Below are 18,394 nucleotides of genomic sequence, written 5' to 3'. Positions count from 1 at the left end.
GAGGCAGGCCCCTGCACGGACCTGCCTCCACAATTGCTAGGTTGAACGGACCGGCATCAGAACGACGTCCAGTCGTCGTCGCCGGCGGTGGCTGAGGACTTGGCGACAGGCAGGGCCTTCACCGGTGAAACATACCCGTTGCTCTTCTTGCCGATCGGCTTGGCCGGGCGCGAAGGCATCGGAGTAGGGGCGGGAGCGGCGCGCATCGCCGGGCGCACCGTGGCGGCGCCCACCGTGAAGCGGCCGGCCTGCTCGGAAAGCGAGCTGACTTCGGTGCTCAGGTTGCGGGCGGCGGCCGAGGTCTGCTCGACCATCGCGGCGTTCTGCTGGGTCGACTGGTCCATCGTGCCGATCGCGGTGCTGATCTGGGTGATCGCCGTCGACTGGGCGGCGTTGTCGGTCGCCATTTCGGCGAGCAGGGTGTGGACCTCGCTCACGTCGCTCGAGATATTGGCGAGCGCGCCGTCGACCTTCTCGACCATCTCCACTGCGGCGACGATGTCGGTCTGGGTGGCGGTCAGCTGGTCGCGGGCGCGGCCGGCTTCTTCCTCGGCGCGCATCGCGAGTGCCGAGACCAGGTCGGCGACGACCGCGAAGCCACGGCCGGCTTCGCCGGCGCGGCCGGCTTCCACGGCGGCGTTCATCGCGAGAACGCGGGTCTGGAAGGCGATCTTGTCGAGGCCTTCGATGACGCTGTCGATGCCCTTGGCGCTGTCGGCGACGCGGGTCATTGCCTGCACCGCTTCATCGGCGATCGCGCGGCCGCCCGAGACGGTGCTGATCGCGCCGTCGGCACGCTCCACGGTGCGGCCGGCCGAGCTGGCCATCGCGCGCAGGCGGTCGTCCATCTGTGCGACGGCGGCGGAGGTTTCCTCCAGGCTGGCGGCATTGGCTTCGGTGCGGCGGGCCAGGTCTTCCGATGCCTGGGCGATCTCGCTCGAGCCGGTGTGGATCGACGCGGTCGATTCCATCACCGAGCTGATCAGCGTGCGCAGGCTGGTCACGGCTTCGTTGAAGTTGGTCTTCAGCTCGGCATAGGCTTCGGGATAGGCGGCGGTGATCTCGGCGGTCAGGTCGCCGCGGCTCAGCGCCTGCAGCGTCTCGCGCAGCGTGCCCATCACGTCGCGCAGCTCGGCGGACGAGCGCGCATCGGCTTCGGCGCGGGCCTTGGTGCCCAGGCGGAACTGCTCGACGGCGTTGGCGATCTGGCCCAGCTCGTCCTGGCGGTCGCGGCTCGGCACTTCGGCTTCGCCGCCCTTGGCGAGCACGGTGGTCGCTTCGGTGAGCTTGGCCATCGGCTGGGCGACGGTGCGGTTGATCGCAAGCCAGATCGCGCCCAGGCCGCCGAACGCGACGAGCGACAGCAGGATCGTCATGATCAGCGCGAACTGCGTCTGGCCCTGGCCATATTCATTGTCCTTGGCCGAGCGCTCGCGGGTGCGGGTGAGCAGGGCGTCGGCGGCGTCGATCGCGGCACGCGAGCGATCCTTGCCCACGCCCTTGATCGCCTTGACGGCGCCGTCCAGGTCCCCGGCGGCGCGGAGCTCGAAGATCGTCTTGTTGGCATCGATCAGCTCGGTTGCCTTGGCGCGCAGGCCATCGACATCGGCGCTGAAGTCGCTGCCCGCCACCTTGCGATAGGCGTCGATATCCTCGAGCAGCTTGGCCTCGCCCTTGGCGCGGCGCTCAACCAGGCTCGCTTCATCCTTCGGGGTCGCGGCGTTGTAATAGCTGTAGACGATGATCCGGAGCTCGCGGATGTCGGCAAGAACGTCGGTCAGGCCCGAAAGGCCGGTGATGCCATTCTCGACATGGCGAGTGGCAACGCCGCTGAGGGTCTTGTTGGACACATACCCATTGACCCCCAGGCCAAGGACCAGGGTGCCGATAAGGGCGAAGGCCACCAGCATTTTCTTCGCGAGGGGCCAGCTGTTTATGATGCCGAGCATTCTCTTGATCTTCCACTAGCTTCCGGCGTCCTGGATTATTGTAGGCGCCGTGATTGACAGGGGAGCCCTAACGGGCGGGAAACTAGAGCCATTATAGGACTAACTGTGCCCGCCGTTCCCAAACTGCGTAGTTTCCACAGGCCCATCCCGCAAATTGCGGATCATCCTATAATTGCTCGGGTAACCATTTCCGGAGTGTCCCGTGGCCCGTTCTGTTCGCCCTTCTCTCGCCCTTGTGGCGATCCTGCCTCTCGTCAGTGCCATGCCGGCATTTGCGCAGGACAAGGTGAAGCTGAGCGTGAACGGCAGCGTACGTGCCCGTGCCGAGACGATCGGCGGCCAGTTCCGCCCGAACTCGCCGGACAGCGACAGTTTCGTCTCGTTCCGTACGGTGCTCGCGGCGAAAGCTGATATCGGTGCCTTCACCTTCGGCGGGGAAGTGGTCGATGCGCGCGGCTATGGCGAGAATGAGAAGAGCTCGGTGCGCACCAACGAGATCAACGATCTGGAGCCGGTCCAGGCCTATATCGCGGTGCGCCCGACCAAGGGTGCGCAGCTGACGGTGGGCAAGTTCGCGATGGACATCGGCGCCAGCCGCCTCGTTGGCCGCACCGACTTCCCCAACGGCGTGCCGACCTATCTCGGCGCCAAGTTCGAGCTGCAGGACAAGAACAAGAACCAGCTTTACCTGTTCTGGACGCGCCCGTTCACCGCACTGCCGGACACCCCGGCCGATATCTATGACAACAAGGTCCAGCTCGACCGCGCGACCGAGAACATCGAGTTCTTTGGCGGGAATGCGATGCTGGCGAAGCTGTTCAGCAAGACCTCGGTCGAAGCCTATGGCTTCCGCCTGATCGAGCATGACCGCAGCACCCACCCGACGCGCAATCGCCGCCTGATCACCTTCGGCACGCGCCTTCGCCGGGCGCCGGCCAAGGGGGCGATCGACTATGAAGTGGAAGCGGCGCTTCAGCGCGGCCTCGCCCGGGCAACTGCGGCGGTGAGCGATGTCCGCGACCTCAAGGTCCATGCCGGCTTCGTCCATGCCGAGCTGGGCCGTACCTTTGCCGGCAAGTGGGCACCGCGCGTCGCCGCGCTGTTCGACTATGCCAGCGGCGAGACGGCGAACCCGAACACCTATACCCGCTTCGACACGCTGTACGGCGCCCGCCGTGCCGATTTCGGCCCGCTTTCGCTCTATGGCGCGCTGGGCCGCGCGAACATCGTTTCGCCGGGCGTGCGCTTCGAGGCACGTCCCTCCAAGCGCCTCGACCTGATGGCCTCGGTGCGCGGCGCCTGGCTGGCGTCGTCGATCGACGCCTTCTCCTCGACCGGCGTGACCGACAAGACGGGCCGCTCCGGCAAGTTCGGGGGCGTCCAGTTCGAGCTGCGCGGCCGCCGTTGGCTGGTCCCCCAGAAGCTGCGCTTCGAACTGGGTGCCGCCTATCTCGCAAAGGGTGAGTTCCTGCAGGATGCACCCAATGCCCCGCGCACTGGCGACACCAAGTTCGTGCACGGCGACCTCACCTTCTCCTTCTGATCCGCGAGCGCGGTCAGACCCTTAGGTAGAAGCCACGGATGGTGGGACCTGCACGGTTGCGCATAAATCCCGCCAACACGGGCACCAAGTCCGGGTCGCGAATTCAGGAGGGCCAGGTGAGCCCGTTTTCCCCATTGCTGGTGCTTGTGGTGCGTGAGGCGGGCCTCCGCAGCACGCTGATCGCGCGCTTGTCGATGGCGGGCGCCGACCTGGTCACGATCGACAATATCGATGATCCGCGGATCCAGCGCTGGCTCGCGAAAGGCCCTGTGCTGATCCTCGATCAGGCCGCGCTACAGGCGCGCGAGGGTGGGGAAGCCGCATTGCGCGCCGATCCGCGCTGGCGCGCCATAACGGTGATCGGCGGCGTGGCGGAAAATCCCGCATATCCGCCGCATATCCCGGCAGCCGATGCCGCGACCGAGATCGAAGCGATGCTGCCGGGCTGGGGCTATCCGGAGCGCTGAGCTCCGGACGGCTTTCAGCTCTTGGGAAACATGCCCGCGGCAAAGGCAATGCGCAGCGCCTCGGAAAGGCTGCGCACTTCCAGTTTCTCCATCAGGTTCGCCCGGTAGATTTCCACCGTGCGCGGACTGATATCCAGCTCATAGGCGATGATCTTGTTCGAGCGCCCCTCGATCAGCCCCTTGAGCACGTCCTTCTCGCGCGGCGAAAGCTTGCCGATCTTGGTCTCGGCGACGTTGACGCGCGCGGCCGCCTCATTGCCCTCTTCCAGCCTGGAGAAGGCGAGGTCGATCGCCGTCATCAGGAACTCGGCCTCATAGGGCTTCTCGATGAAGTCGAGCGCGCCCGCCTTCATCGCCTGCACCGCCAGGCCGACATTGCCCTGCCCGGTCAGGATGATCGCCACGAAGCGGGGATCGTTGCCCACCGCGTTGAGCACGTCGAGCCCGGTCGATCCCGGCATGTGGAAATCCAGCAGCAGCACGCCCGGATCGAGGTCCGGCAGGGATTCCAGATAAACATCTCCCGAGCGGAACGCTCGGATCACCAGATCTGATCGCAGAGAAAGCAGGCTGTGCAAGGAGGCCCGGACGGCGTCGTCGTCGTCCACGATATAGACCGTTTTTGTCATCTACTCTCCACCCTGTTCCGTGGCGGGAAGAGTGAACCTGAAAACCGCACCACCCTCTGGCCGGTTCTCAGCACTCAGGACCCCACCATGCGCCTCAATGATACGCTTGCTGATGGAAAGTCCAATACCCATTCCCGCGCCTTCCTTTTTTGTGGTCGTGAAACGAGAAAAGAGTTGGTCGAGCATTGGTTCCGGTATGCCCGGTCCGCTGTCTGCAATTTCTATTGCAATCATGTCTTCGCTGGACTTACGCGAACTTACCGTGATCCGCCTGTCGTCCGCGCCCTGCTGGCGAAGAACCTCGATAGAATTGCGCAAAAGATTAACTACGACTTGCTGCACCTGCACACGATCCGCGAAGACGCAGGGTACCTCGGGATCGAGGTCATAAGTCAGCCGGATGTTGAACTGGCTGGTGCCGACCAGCACCAAATCTGCTGCATCGCGAATGGTAGGAGCCAGCGGCGTGATCCGCAGATCGACATCACCACGCATCGTAAAGCTTCGCAGGCGCCGGATGATTTCGCCGGCACGCAATGTCTGCTCATTGGCCATGCGCAATAGTTCGGCGACCCGCTCGAAATCTTCGCCCTTGTCGAGCAGCATCCGCGCTGCTGCGAGGAAGTTCGATGTCGCGGCAAGTGGTTGATTCAATTCATGTGCCATGTCGGCGGCGAGTTCGCTCATCGCCGACTGGCGGCCGACATGGGCCAGTTCGGCGTTGAGGTCGCTCAACCGCTCCTCCGCCGCGAACTGCTCGCTCAGGTTGCGCGCGAAAAGCGTGTAGAGCGTGTGGCCGTCGATCTGGGCCACGCCCGCGCGCACTTCCATCGGGAAGCGGGTGCCGTCCCGGTGCAGGCCGGAGGCGGCGATCGTCTCGTCCCGCGCCATCGGCTTGCCCGCCTTCAGGAAGGCGCTCAGCCGGGATTCCGGATCCTCGTCCTTCGGATAGGGCGTGAGCATCGCGAAATTGTGGCCCAGCACTTCATGGGCGCGATAGTCCCACAGCGCTTCGGCCGCGGTGCTAAACACGCGGATCGTGCCTTCCTCGTCGACCACGAGCATCGCCTCGGGCACCGTCTCGATGATCGAGCGCAGCTGCGCTTCGCGGCGGCGCAGCGCTGCTTCGCGTTCCTCGCGCTCGGTGACGTCGAGCATTGCCCCGACGGTGCGCATCAGATTGCCGTCGGTATCGTAAAATGCGCGGGAAGAGCCTTCGACTGCGAGCACGGTGCCATTTGCCTGTTTGAAGCGATAACGGAAACTGAAACGCGGGGAGCGGTCCGCCACGGCGCGCTCGATTGTTTCGAACACCGCGTCAACGTCGTTCGGCTCGACCAGGGCGCGCCAGCTGTCGAAATCGGTGATCGTGCCCGGGACAAGGCCCAGCCGTTCCTCCGCGCCCGGCGCCCAGCTGATCCTGCCGGTGGGCACGTCCCATTCGAAGACGCCCACTTCATGCGTGGCGATGGCGATGCCGAGGCGCTCCTCGCTCTCGCGGAGTTCGGCGATGGCGCGGGCGCGATCGGAGATATCGGTCATCTTGTGGATGACGACCGGATCGCGTCCCGCGATCTCGACGCGGTGGACATGCTCGAGAATGGCGATCTCGCGCCCGTCGCGCGTGATCTCGATCAGTTCCTGAACGCCGTCCTGGGGGTGGCGGGGCAGGCTGGTCTCGGCGCTTTCGCAGCGCGAGCGGAGCAGCAGATACTTGTTCTGTCCGCGTGCCTCCTCCGCGCTCCAGCCGAACAGTTCCGCGGCACCCGCCGACCAGTGGACGATCCGCCCATCCGGGGAGGTGAGGGCCATGGTGGTGACGTCGATCGCCTCGGTCAGCTCGACCTGGACCGATTGCTCGCGCGCCACCCGCGTCACCGCCCAATAGGCGATGGTGCCGACCACCAGCACATTGCCCAGCATTGCCAGCAATTGGCCGGGCGCGGCGGAGAATGCGATCTGCCGCGAGAACAACAGCTCGAACGCTGCGGGCAGTACGGGCAGGATCAGCGCGGCGGGCAGCAGGATGCGGAGCAGCCGGCGATTGTCCGGATCGCGGGCCAGTTCACGCACCCAGGTAAAGCCGCTGTTCCACGCGATTGCCGCCAGCGACAGGCTTATTGAAGCCAGGGCGGCGGGCAGGGACGTGCCGAGCAACGGCACGCTCGGGCTCGGGCCGGGGTGGGAGAATAGGATGATGATCCCGGCGGCGGCGGCCAGCCCGAGCGCCACCGTCGCCACGAGACTGCGCATCTCCTTGGCCACAAGGTCGCGCACGCACTGGCCGAGCCCGGCAAGGCCCAGGATCAGGAACACCGCGGCAGGATTGATCCCGGTGCGGCCCGGATTGGGGAACGGGAACTGGTTGATCTGGGCGGGGAACAGCAGCTGGTCGACGCCAAGGTCGATCTCGGTCCAGCGCTCGAACAGGGCGATCACCGCAATCCCCAGCGGGATCGCCAGGAGGTTCATCGCAAGGCGCCGGCGCCCGACGAACGAGGCAAGGAAGCCGAGCGAAAGCCCGACATAGCCCAGGCTGGTCCAGGGCCAGATCGGGAAGTCGTTGAAACCGAACCCGCGGAGCTCTGGTACGTCGAAGACCCATCCGCAAAATGCGGCAATGCTGCAGGCCAGCCCGAAGGCAGCGAGGGCGATAGCCACTCGCCGGTTCACGGGCGCCGCCACGGACGACGGCTCGGCAGGGTCAATTGCGACGCGCAACGATGCACCTTCCCCTTCCGGGAACTGTCAATAACACCAATCAAGCCAAGGAGAAAATGGGGATAGTCCAGAGTGGTTCAGTCTCTTTCTGAAGAAGCACGGCTTGCCAAGTGGCTAGCACCTGAGCGATCACCCAACCGTTACGCAAGGGGGAGGAGTCGCTTGATCCGCTCGTTAATCATCTTTGGTGCGCTGGCCGGGCTTGCCGCCTGCGATTCCAGCACCACCAGGGCACAGACCGCGTCGTCGGAGCCTGCTCCGGCCGCCAGCGGACCGGGCAAGGGCAAGGGCTATAGCCACGATCCCTTCCCCTCGACCTATCATGCCTATCCGGGCGCGCCGACGCTGCTCCGCGACGTCACGATTTTTGATGGCGAGGGCGGGCGCTTCGAGCATGCTGCGCTGCTGTTCCGAGATGGCAAGATCGTGTCGATCTTCGCGGACATGAGCGCCGCCCCCGGCGCCGGTGTAACGGTGATCGACGGGAAGGGTAAATATGTCACCCCCGGCGTGATCGACATCCACAGCCACCTTGGCGACTATCCGTCGCCGGGCGTGCAGGCCAATTCGGACGGCAACGAGATGACCGGCCCGGTCACCGCCGAAGTCTGGGCCGAGCATAGCGTCTGGCCGCAGGACCCCGGTTTCGGTCGTGCGCTTGCCAATGGCGGCGTCACCACGCTCCAGATCCTGCCCGGATCGGCCAATCTGATGGGCGGCCGCTCGGTCGTGCTCAAGAACGTCTATGCCCGCACGATGCAGGCGATGAAGTTCCCGGGCGCGCCCTATGGCCTCAAGATGGCCTGCGGCGAGAACCCGAAGCGCGTCTATGGCTCGAAGGGCCGCATGCCCTCCACCCGGATGGGCAATATCGCGGTCGATCGCCAGACCTGGGCGCGTGCCGCCGAGTATAAGCGCCGCTGGGATCGCTATGAGGAAAAGGGCGGCGAGGCCCCCTCGCGCGACCTCGCGATGGACACGCTGCGCGGCGTGCTCGAGGGCGAGATCCTCGTCCAGAACCATTGCTACCGCGCCGACGAGATGGCCATCGTCATGGATATGGCCAAGGAGTTCGGCTACCACGTCTCGGCCTTCCACCACGCCGTGGAAGCCTACAAGATCGCCGACCTGCTCAAGGCGAACAACACCTGCGCCGCGGTCTGGGCCGATTGGTACGGCTTCAAGATGGAAGCCTATGACGCGGTGCCCGAGAACCTCGCCATCCTCGACAAGGAAGGCGCCTGCGCGATGATCCATTCGGACGACGCCAACGGCATCCAACGGCTCAACCAGGAAGTCGCCAAGGCGCGCGCCGCCGGCATCAAGGTCGGCATGAACATCAGCGAGGAACATGCCTGGACCTGGCTGGCGATCAATCCGGCCAAGGCGCTGGGCATCGCCGACAAGACCGGTAGCCTCAAGCCCGGCAAGATGGCGGACGTGGTGCTGTGGAACGGCAATCCGTTCAGTGTCTACACCCGGCCCGAGATGGTCTGGGTCGATGGCGCGCTGATGTACGATGCCAAGGATCCGAAGCGCCGGCCGGTTTCCGATTTCGAACTCGGTCAGCCGGGCGAAGGGGATGTGAAGTGATGACCAAACAGCTCCTTCTCGCCGCCACCGCGGCGCTTGCCTTCGCTTTCCCCGCCGCGGCGCAGACCGTGGCGATCACCAACGCCAAGCTGGTCATCGGCGACGGTGGCCAGCCGGTCGATGGCGGCACGGTGGTGATCCGTGACGGGCGCGTCGTCGCGGCCGGTCCGGGCGTTGCCGTGCCCGCCGGCATCCGCGTGATCGACGCGGGCGGCAAATGGGTCTCGCCCGGCATCTTCGCCGGCTTCACCCGCATGGGCATCGTCGAAGTCGACGGAGTCGACCAGACCAACGACACCGGCCCCGGCAATGTCGGCTTCCACGCCGCTATCGACGTCACGCCGGCGGTGAACCCCAAGTCCACGCCGATCGCGATCAACCGGGCCGAGGGTATCACCCGCGCCGTCGTCGCTCCCGACAATTCGGGATCGATCTTCGCCGGCCAGGGCGCGATCATCGACCTAGGGGCGGACATGGATGCGGTCAGCAAGCCGCGCGCCTTCCAGTTCATGGAATGGGGCGAGAGCGGCGCCCGCGCCGCCGGCGGCAGCCGCCCGGCCGCCTATGCGGCGCTCAAGAACGTGCTGTTCGAGATCCGCGACTATATCCGCGCACCGGCCAGCTTCAACGACCGCAGCAAGGATGCCTTCCTGACGCGCGCCGATGCCGAGGCGCTGGTGCCGGTCCTCCAGGGCCGTACGCCGCTGCTCGTCCATGTCGAGCGGGCGTCGGACATGCTGGTGCTGCTCCAGCTCAAGAAGGAAATTCCGGCGCTCAAGCTGGTGTTCGTCGGTGCGACCGAAGGCTGGACCGTCGCCCCGCAGATTGCGGCGGCCGGCGTGCCGGTGATCGCCACGGCGCTCAATGACCTGCCCGAAAGCTTCGAGCAGCTTGCCGCCAGCCAGTCGAACATCGGCCGCATGGCCGCGGCGGGCGTCACGGTGGCGATCGGCACGATCAACCAGGACGAGTCCCGGCAGGCCCGCTGGGAGAAGCAATATGCCGGCAACCTGGTTGCGCTCACCAAGGTGCCCGGCGCGACCGGCCTGGATTGGGGTGCGGCCTTTGCGGCGATCACGTCGAAGCCGGCGGAAGTGCTCGGTATGGGCGGCGAGTTCGGCTCGCTCAAGCCGGGCCGCCGCGGCGACGTGGTGATCTGGGACGGCGACCCGCTCGAGATCGGGACTTCGGCGGTCAACGTCTTCATCGACGGCGTCGAGCAGCCGCTCGAGAACCGCTGGACGCGCCTGCGCCAGCGCTATCTCGATCCGAAGGAAGGCGTGCTGCCCAAGGCCTATCAGCGCTGAACGGCAGGAACCTTGGTTACGGTCCCGCATTGAAGTGCGGGACCACAATATGGGGAAGCGACATGCGGATTATCGTGCCGATGCTGGCAGCGCTGGCGCTCGCGGGCTGCGGGGGCGGGAGCGAGGGCAATCTCACTGCCAATGATGCGGTGACCGCGCAGCCGCTCAACGGGGAGGACGCGGTCAACGCGGCCGAACCCGTCAATTACAGCGCCGAGGTGCTGAAGCAGAACCACGCGCAGCGCGGCGCGACCTTCATTCGTGCGCTCAAGGATGCGTCGCTCGAATGCGAGCATGTCGACAGCGCCACGCGCATCGCCGATCAGGACAAGGTGCCGACCTGGCGTGTCACCTGCCAGGGCGGCATCAACTACATGGTCAGCATCCCGCCCAACGGGATCGCGAAGATCATCAGCCGCACCGATCGCTGACGCCCTTTCCAATCGACGGGATGCCGCCGCTTCTCTAAGAGAGCGGCGGCATCTGTCAGGATTTGCGCGTTGACCACTCCATCCCCCGAAAGCGAAGCCATCCGCCTACTGCTGGTGGAGGATGACGAGCCCCTGCGCACGATGCTCGCCGACCAGCTCGAGGCACGCGATTATGACGTGCATTCGGTGGCCGACGGGCGCGCGGCGATCGGTGCAGTCGGCGCCACGCCGTTCGACGTGATCATCCTCGATCGCATGCTGCCCTTTGTCGACGGGGTCGATGTGCTGCGCTGGCTGCGCGAGCAGGAGGTGAAGACCCCGGTGATCCTGCTCACCGCGCTCGGCCGCCTGCCCGAGCGGGTCGAGGGGCTGGAGGCGGGGGCCGACGACTATGTCGTCAAGCCGTTCGAGATCGACGAACTCCACGCCCGTATCCGCGCGGTGCTCCGCCGGCGCATCGCCGCCAATGCCGACAGCGCCACGGTCACCGCCGGGGACATCACGGTCAGCGTCGCCCGCCACCGCGTCACCCGCGCCGGCAAGCCGGTCGAGATGCACAAGACCGAGATCAAGCTGCTCGCCGAGCTGGTTCGGGAGGCCGGCACCGTGCTCACCCGTCCGCTGCTGCTCGAACGGGTCTGGGGCTATGACTTCGTGCCGACCACCAACATCGTCGATGCCCATATCCGCCGCCTGCGCCAGCGGCTGGAGGCGACCGGGCTGCCCGATCCGATCGTGACCGTCCGCGGCGTCGGCTACATGTTCCGCGGCTAGCGGATGGGGCCGCTCCGTTCGCTGCGGGCGATCGCCTTCGCCTTCATCGCGGCGATCACGCTGGCGACCCTGCTCACCTTCGCGGCGGTCTATTTCGCGCTGCTCGGGGCGATCGACCGCCAGGTCGACAAGCGGCTGGAGCGCGAGTCCGCCGCGCTGCTCCAGGGCAATCCGGACCGCGTCCTGCTCGGCCTGCGCATCGGCGAGGAGAGCAGGCGGCGTGACAGCGGCGATATCGGCTTCCTGCTCACCGACACCAATGGGCGGCGCCTGGCCGGCAATATCGCGCCCATGGCGGCTATCCCGCCCGGTGTCTCGACCATCGATCACGGCGCAGGCATTCCGGGCCTTACGCGCGGCCGTGCCCTTGTCGAACGGCTGCCGGACGGCCTTACGCTCACCCTGCTCGCCGAGAGCGAGCCGATCGAAGACCATGACGCGCACCGCCTGCTGATCTTGGCATCGGGTTTCGGGGCGATCCTGCTGCTGGTGGTGTTGGGCATATTGGCGCTCAGCCTGACGATCCGGCGCAATATCGAGGCGGTACGCACCGCGGCCGAGGCGATCGTCGAAGGTGACATGCGCGCCCGTGTCCCGGTCGAGGCGCCGGGCACCGCTTTCGGGCGCCAGGCCAAGGCGTTCAACCGCATGCTCGATCGTATCGAGGCGCTGATGGCCAGCCTCGCCCAGGTCTCCAACGACGTGGCGCACGACCTGCGCACGCCGCTTGCCCGGTTGCGCGGACGCCTGGCGCTGCTCGCCGAGCGGCCGGAGGCGGGGTCGGTCGCGCCTGAGCTGGAGGAAGCGGCGGCCGAGGCGGAGGATATCCTCGCCATGTTCGCCGCGATCCTGCGCATCGCCGAGATCGAAGGTGGCGAGCGGCGCGCGATGTTCGAGCGGCTCGATCTCGGCGCGTTTGCCGATGATGTCGCGGAATCGCTCGAAGCAATGGTCGAGGACAGCGGGCGGGTATTGCGGCTCGGCACGCTCGCCCCGGCGCCGGTCGAGGGGGACGCCCGGCTGCTCACCCAGGCGCTGGTCAACTTGATCGAGAACGCGGTCAATCACACGCCGCCTGGTGCGATCATCGCGGTGGACGTGGCGGGGCGGGCAGGGCAGGCGGTCCTGACCGTCGCGGACAACGGGCCCGGCATCCCCAGGAGGCTCGCAGCCGCGCGCTGCGGCGTTTCGGGCGGCTCGATGCGAGCCGGAGCAGCCCGGGCCACGGCCTGGGCCTGCCGCTGGTCCAGGCGATCGCGGCGCTGCACCGGGGTGAGCTTGAACTGGCCGACGCGGCCCCAGGGCTGGTCGCCAGGATCCGCCTGCCGCTGGCGGGCTAGTTCCGTTTCCCCGGCCTTCCCCGGCGAAGGGAGGTGTCCGGTCTGTCCACAAAACGAAACGGCCCGGATGGTGGGTACCATCCGGGCCGCTCCTGTTTGCCTGTAAGGGCAGGATCAGAACTTCACGCTGACCTCGCCGCCGAAGGTGCGCGGCGGGTTGAAGTTGGCATAGTCGCCCAGGATGCCGCCATAGTTGGTCGACACCAGCGCGCCATTGGCGCCGTAGTTGAGCACCGGCGACGAGTTCGCGTTCGAGCGGCGGTAGATATAGGTGTGGTCGAGCAGGTTGCGCGACCACACCGACAGCGTCACCGTGCTGCCGTTCTTCATCTGGATGTCCGCCAGCGCGATGCGGCCGTTGACCACGAAGCTCGGGTCGGTCTTGGTCGGCTCGAGCTGGAAGCTGTACTGGCTGCTCGCATAGTTGGCGTCGAGGTGGATGCGCAGGTTGGCGCCGCCAGCGACGTTGACCGGCAGGGCATAGTCGATCGCTCCCGAAGCCGCGTTGGTCGGCGTGTAGACGATGTAGAGCTGCTGGGGCAGGCCGCCGGTCAGCGGGTTCACCGCCGAAGGTGCCTTCCAATAGGTATAGGCATAAGAGCCGGTCAGCGTCAGCTCGCGGGTCGGCTTCAGCGTCAGGTCCGCTTCGATGCCGCGGATCTTGGTGTCGCCGGCATTCTGGGTCTGCTCGATATGGCTGCCATTGGTCGGGCTGGTCGCCGAGGTGTCGAACAGGTCGAAGTCGAACTGCGTGTTGCTGCGGTTCATGATGTAGCCGGCCAGGTTCAGGCGCGCGCGATGATCGAGGAAGTCCATCTTCGCGCCGATCTCGTACGACTTCACCGATTCCGGCCCGAACGCGTTGAAGCTCTGCGAGCGGTCATTGGCGCCGCCGGCGCGGAAGCCGGTCGAGTATTTCGCATAGAGGTGCATGTCCGGCGTCGCGTCGTACGCGATGTTGAACATCGGATCGAAGCGGTTGACGCTGTTCTCGAAGGAGAAGCCCTGCACGACGTTGTTGACGACGTAGAGGTTGCCGTGGCGCTTGTCCTTGGTGAAGCGGCCGCCGGCGGTGAAGTGCAGGCCCGTGCCCTCCGGCGAGAAGGTCAGGTTGCCGAACGCCGAGTAGTTGTGATCCCAGGCCTTGCTGGCGCGGGTGATGAATTGGCAGCTGTTGGTGAACTGCGGGACGGTGGCGGCCAGCGTGTTCACGCACGAGGCGTTATAGGGCTGGTAGCCCGAATTGGCGCTGGTCACCGTGCCCGACACGATCGGGCTGCGGATGGTGTAGGCAGTGCCGTCCGCGTTCCACAGGTTGCTCAGCGGGGTCGCTGCATATTCGGTGGCGTGCTCGGTATAGTAATAGGCGCCCAGCACGAAATCGAACTGGTCGAAGCTGCCGACGGCCTGGAATTCCTGGCTGAACTGGTGCTGGTCGAGGAACGACAGGCTGTAGCGGCTGAAGTTCGCGTTAGGCGCATAGGTGCTGCGCTCCGGACCGCCCGAATTGTCCCACTGGTCGGTGCTGACGCCGCGCCATGCGGTGATCGAGCGCAGCTCGATGTTCGGCGAGACCTTGTACTTCAGGTTCGAAGTGAAGCCGTGGGTGATGTCCACGCTCGGCTGCTGCGGCACGCCGACATCGGCGACGGTCTGGCGATCGGGATGCACGCCGACCAGCGGTGCGCGCGGGGCGACGCAGACCGGCTTGGTGCTGCCCGCCGCGATCGTGCCGCCGCACGCCGTGGTGGTGCCCGGCAGATAAAGGGTGGTGCCGATCGTGCCGCCCGCCGGGGTGTAGCTGCCGACGGCGTAGTTGTTCGGGTTGTAGTTGATCAGCTGGCTGTACTGTGGCGTGTTCTCGTCCTTGGCATAGTCGTACGAGAAGTCCGCGGTCAGGCCGTCGAATGGGGTCCAGCGCGCGGCGGCGCGGCCGCCCTTGCGGTCATAATAGTTCCAGCCGGTCGAGCCCTCGAGCGGGTCCTTCACGGTCGGATCCTGGTGCTGGTAGACGCCGTCGAACTTGAGCGCGATGTTGGCGAAGGCGGGCAGGTCGATATGCGCTTCGGCGTTGCGGCTGCCGTAATTGCCGAGGCCGGCGGTCATGCGGGCACCGAACTCGCCGGTGGGCGCGCGGGTGACGAGGCTGAGCGCGCCGCCTTCGGTGTTGCGGCCGAACAGCGTGCCCTGCGGGCCCTTGAGCACTTCGATGCGCTCGATGTCGAACAGCGCGGCGTTCAGGCCCTGGGTCTTACCAAGGGCGACGCCATCGATATAGACGCCTACGCCGGCATCGCGCGCGGTCTGGTTCTGGTCATAGGGGACGATGCCGCGGATACCGATCGTCAGTGCCGACTGGCGCGCCTCGAACGTGGCGACGCGCAGCGACGGCACGGTGCCGTCGGCCAGGTTGAACAGGCTCTGGACGTGGCGGTCCTGCAGCGCCTCGGTGCTCAGCACCGAGATCGAGATCGGAGTCTCCTGCAGGTTGGTCTCGCGGCGCTGCGCGGTGACGACGATGTCGGTCAGGCCGGTCTGGTCGTCATCGGGTGCTGCGGTCTGGGTCGCCGGGTCGGCGGCCTGCTGCTGGGCGAGCGCCGGCGTGGCTGCCAGCGCCAGCAGGGTCGAGCCTGCCAGCAGCGACAAACGGAAGCGCGAGAAATTCTGCATTGGATAACCCCCAAAGGTCAGGTCTGGTTCTGACCGGGGCGCCTACGCAGCGTTGTTGGCAGTTATGTTACTTCTATAGTAACGTATAAATACCCGTCATGACATTTTCATTTCATAATCGACATTTAAAAATACAATCCGGAATTGTTTCGACGAATATGAAAAACCTATCGCGTGTTAATTCGAAATGCTCAACTTCAAAAAAGTTCATTTACAATTATTGATCGCAATATTGCGAGGTTGATCGGCCCGGAAATACGGATTTACTGGCTCTCATAAGCAAAAAGGGAGGCCCCTTGCGGAACCTCCCTCTCTGTATTCATGGAGCACCGGATCAGAGGCCGACCACGCCGCCGTCATTCTTGGTGATGATCACGATCGCCGAGCGCGGGCGGATCGTGGCGCCGGCGGTGCCGGTTGCCTGGCTGTCCGGCCAGTGGCTCGACGGCGCCGCCGGGGTGCCGTTCTCGCCCGGGTGCTGGATGCCGACGAACAGCGTGCGGCCGTCCGGCGTCGAGTCGACGCCGGTGATCTCGCACTCGACCGGGCCGACCAGGAAGCGCTTCAGGCTTGCGCCCGGCGCCGCGCCGATGCGGGTCGCCTGGGTCGCGGTCGCGCCGCCCGTGCCGGTGTTGGTGATCGTGCGCGCGCCGCCGTCGCCGACGGTGCCCGGCTGGGCCGCCAGCATCATGCAGTTGGTGACGTCGGTATAGGCACCATCGTCGGTCTGCAGCCACATGATCGGCTTGACCAGGCCCGAGGCGTTGGTCGCGCGGCCGAACCAGCAGCCGTCGGGCGACGAGAAGTCGTTGTCCGCGGTCAGGCCCGACAGGTTGATGTTGGTCGCGTCGAGATCCGCACCCGCGCCGAAGGCGAAGATGTCCCAGGTGAAGGTCAGCGACTCGGTGCTGGTTTCCTTGATCCGGATGATGTGGCCGTTCGGGTTGCCGTACTGGGCGGTGCCGGCGGTGCCGTACGGATCGTTATAGTGGCGCGGATTGGCCGCGTCGGTGCCGTTCAGCGGGCGCAGCGCGGCGTTGTTGTTGGTGAGGGTCAGGTAGACCTCGCCGGTCACCGGGTTAACCGCGGTCCATTCCGGGCGGTCCATCGGGGTCGCGCCGACCACGTCCGCGGCAAGGCGGGCGTTGACCAGCACGTCCGCCTGGTCGGCGAACGGATAGACCGCGCTGGCGGCGGTGATGCCGTTCTGGCCGAACACCAGGGCGATCCAGCTACCGGTGCCGTCGGCGGCGAACTTCGCGACATAGAGCGTGCCGGCGTCGAGATACTTGTCACCGATCGCCAGGCGGTCGGTCGCCGTCGCATCCGTTGCCACCCAGGCGGTGTTCGAGACGAACTTGTAGAGATATTCGCGGCGCGAATCGTCGCCCATGTACCAGGCGGGCTTGGTGCCGGCGACGAACTTGCCCGGCCAGCAGCCTTCATGGCCGAGGCGGCCCAGCGCGGTGCGCTTGCGCGGCGTCGAGGTCGGCGCGTACGGATCGATCTCGACCACCCAGCCGAACTGGTTCGGCTCGTTGCGGTAATCGGCGAGCGCGCTGGCGCCGGTCGCGCGGGCGTCCCAGCGGCGGAACGTGGTGTTGGCGGTGTCGGCGGCCACGACGGTCGACCAGCCATAGCTGCCCGTGCTGCTCGTCACGCCATAGCGGCTGAGTGCGGTCAGCTCCTTGGCGGTGCGGGCGGCATTGTCGCCCGAGCGGCGGAAATAGCCGGCCCAGTTCTCTTCGCAGGTCAGCAGCGTGCCCCAGGGGGTGTAGCCGTTGGCGCAATTGTTGATCGTGCCGCGACCCGCAACGCCGGTCGGCGAATAGGGGGTCTTGATCAGGTCCGAGCCCTTGACCGGGCCGTTGAACACCATCGGGGTGTTCGGGGTGATGCGGCGGTTGAAGGTCGAGGTCGACGAGAAGGTCCAGGCGCGGCTGGCGCCTTCCGAGTATTCGACGACCGAGACGCCGTGGCACTCGATCTCCTTCAGCGCTTCCGCTTCGGGGCGCACGCCGCCCGGCGAGGTCGCACCGGCGGTGTGGAGATACTGCTGGTTGATGTTCTCGTGGTTCTGCACGATCAGGCCGCGGGTCGAGCTGGTCTCGTCGCGGGTGCCGGTGGTGCTCAGGCCGAACCAGAACAGCGCGTCGCCATGGTCGCCGATGCGGTTGGCGAAGCCGGTGTCGGTGCCGTCATTCTTGTATGCCGCGGCGCTGCCGGTGATCGGGTCGCCCAAGCGGGCGCCGATCTGCACGGTGTAGCCGGTCGGCACGGTGACGACGTCGTTCTTGTTCTTGGCGACGGCGGTGAAGCCGAGCGCGGTCGGGTTCACCGTCACTTCGACGGTCGAGATGCCGGCGGTGCCGGTGCTGTTCGCGGCGGCCAGCTGGAAGGTCAGCTTGGTCGCGGTGGCGACCGACGGGGCGAGGAAGCTGGTGGTGAGCGCGTTGGTGCTGCTCAGCGTCACGGCCGGGCCGGCAACCTGGGTCCAGGAATAGGCTTCGGCGGCGCCGGTACCGGTCAGGGTCACGGTGCGGCCTGAGGCGGTGGTGGCAGCCGAGCCGGCGTTGACCGTCGGTGCAGTCAGTTCCTCGGTCTTGCTGTCGCAGGCCGCGAGGACCGAGCCGCCCATGGTGGCGGCGACGATCGCCGCGCCGCCGCGCTGCAGCGTCTGGCGGCGCGAATAGCGCTGGTCGGCCAGCTCGTTCAGCGTCGGGCCGGTATTGTGGATGTTCTGATCGACGTCGCCATCGGTGTAGCCGAAGCCGGTCTCGGTGAGATTGGTCATGGAAACCCCCAAGCAGCCGAGTCACTGGCGACCCGGTCGCCCGGTCCTTGGAAGCGGGACGTGACGGCAGCATGCGATTGTCGTTTCGTTGACGTGACTTTTCTATTGCCACTTCATGACGCTTTGCGCGGGCGCCCGGCAGCGTCTAGGCAGGCGACCGATGGACGTCACCGATC

The 18,394-nt window shown here is 66.2% G+C and carries 12 protein-coding genes; 7 read left to right on the top strand and 5 right to left on the bottom strand.

Annotated elements, in window-relative coordinates; translation table 11 throughout:
- Positions 1-56: 56 nt before the first annotated feature.
- A complete protein-coding gene (locus HNP52_RS15840) occupies positions 57-1,949 on the bottom strand; it encodes a methyl-accepting chemotaxis protein (RefSeq protein ID WP_184168599.1) in 1,893 nt (630 codons plus the stop codon).
- A gap of 262 nt (positions 1,950-2,211) precedes the next feature.
- Between HNP52_RS15840 and HNP52_RS15835 the strand changes: the two genes are divergently transcribed.
- Positions 2,212-3,492 carry an alginate export family protein gene (locus HNP52_RS15835; protein WP_184168598.1) on the top strand — a complete coding sequence of 427 codons (1,281 nt, stop codon included), beginning with the start codon at positions 2,212-2,214 and terminating at the stop codon, positions 3,490-3,492.
- A gap of 116 nt (positions 3,493-3,608) precedes the next feature.
- Positions 3,609-3,959: a hypothetical protein gene (locus HNP52_RS15830; protein ID WP_184168597.1), complete on the top strand. Its 351-nt coding sequence runs from the start codon at positions 3,609-3,611 to the stop codon at positions 3,957-3,959.
- Positions 3,960-3,973: 14 nt separating this feature from the next.
- Here the strand turns inward: HNP52_RS15830 and HNP52_RS15825 are convergent, their stop codons facing one another.
- Complete coding sequence (locus HNP52_RS15825) at positions 3,974-4,588, bottom strand: response regulator transcription factor (protein ID WP_184168596.1); 615 nt, start codon at positions 4,586-4,588, stop codon at positions 3,974-3,976.
- The gene (locus HNP52_RS15820; RefSeq protein WP_184168595.1) at positions 4,589-7,261 is read right to left on the bottom strand and encodes a PAS domain S-box protein; all 2,673 of its coding nucleotides are present in this window, start codon (positions 7,259-7,261) and stop codon (positions 4,589-4,591) included.
- Positions 7,262-7,471: 210 nt separating this feature from the next.
- Here HNP52_RS15820 and HNP52_RS15815 point away from each other — a divergent pair, with 210 nt between their 5' ends.
- The 5 genes from HNP52_RS15815 (at position 7,472) to HNP52_RS15795 (ending at position 12,860) form a co-directional block, all read left to right on the top strand.
- Positions 7,472-8,902 carry an amidohydrolase gene (locus tag HNP52_RS15815; RefSeq protein WP_409372638.1) on the top strand — a complete coding sequence of 477 codons (1,431 nt, stop codon included), beginning with the start codon at positions 7,472-7,474 and terminating at the stop codon, positions 8,900-8,902.
- Positions 8,902-10,209, top strand: a complete 1,308-nt coding sequence (locus HNP52_RS15810; RefSeq protein WP_184168594.1) for an amidohydrolase family protein — start codon at positions 8,902-8,904, stop codon at positions 10,207-10,209. Before HNP52_RS15815 ends, HNP52_RS15810 begins: the two co-directional genes overlap by 1 nt.
- Before the next feature lie 62 nt (positions 10,210-10,271).
- A complete protein-coding gene (locus HNP52_RS15805) occupies positions 10,272-10,640 on the top strand; it encodes a hypothetical protein (protein ID WP_184168593.1) in 369 nt (122 codons plus the stop codon).
- Between the two features lie 69 nt (positions 10,641-10,709).
- On the top strand, positions 10,710-11,414 hold the full coding sequence (locus HNP52_RS15800; RefSeq protein ID WP_184168592.1) for a response regulator transcription factor: 705 nt from the start codon (positions 10,710-10,712) through the stop codon (positions 11,412-11,414).
- A gap of 3 nt (positions 11,415-11,417) precedes the next feature.
- Entirely contained in the window at positions 11,418-12,860 is a 1,443-nt protein-coding gene (locus HNP52_RS15795) for a HAMP domain-containing sensor histidine kinase (RefSeq protein WP_260396184.1), read from the top strand.
- A gap of 8 nt (positions 12,861-12,868) precedes the next feature.
- On the opposite strand, the gene HNP52_RS15790 is transcribed toward HNP52_RS15795, so the two are convergent.
- Both HNP52_RS15790 and HNP52_RS15785 read right to left on the bottom strand, forming a co-directional pair.
- Complete coding sequence (locus tag HNP52_RS15790; protein WP_184168591.1) at positions 12,869-15,424, bottom strand: TonB-dependent receptor; 2,556 nt, start codon at positions 15,422-15,424, stop codon at positions 12,869-12,871.
- A 334-nt stretch (positions 15,425-15,758) separates the two neighbouring features.
- Complete coding sequence (locus tag HNP52_RS15785) at positions 15,759-18,218, bottom strand: PhoX family phosphatase (RefSeq protein WP_184168590.1); 2,460 nt, start codon at positions 18,216-18,218, stop codon at positions 15,759-15,761.
- Positions 18,219-18,394 lie beyond the last annotated feature (176 nt).

Source organism: Sphingomonas kyeonggiensis (genome assembly GCF_014204495.1).
GTDB classification, from domain to species: domain Bacteria; phylum Pseudomonadota; class Alphaproteobacteria; order Sphingomonadales; family Sphingomonadaceae; genus Sphingomonas; species Sphingomonas kyeonggiensis_A.
The sequence above is the reverse complement of the archived record's forward strand: the minus strand, read 5'-3'. Positions and strand labels throughout refer to the sequence as shown.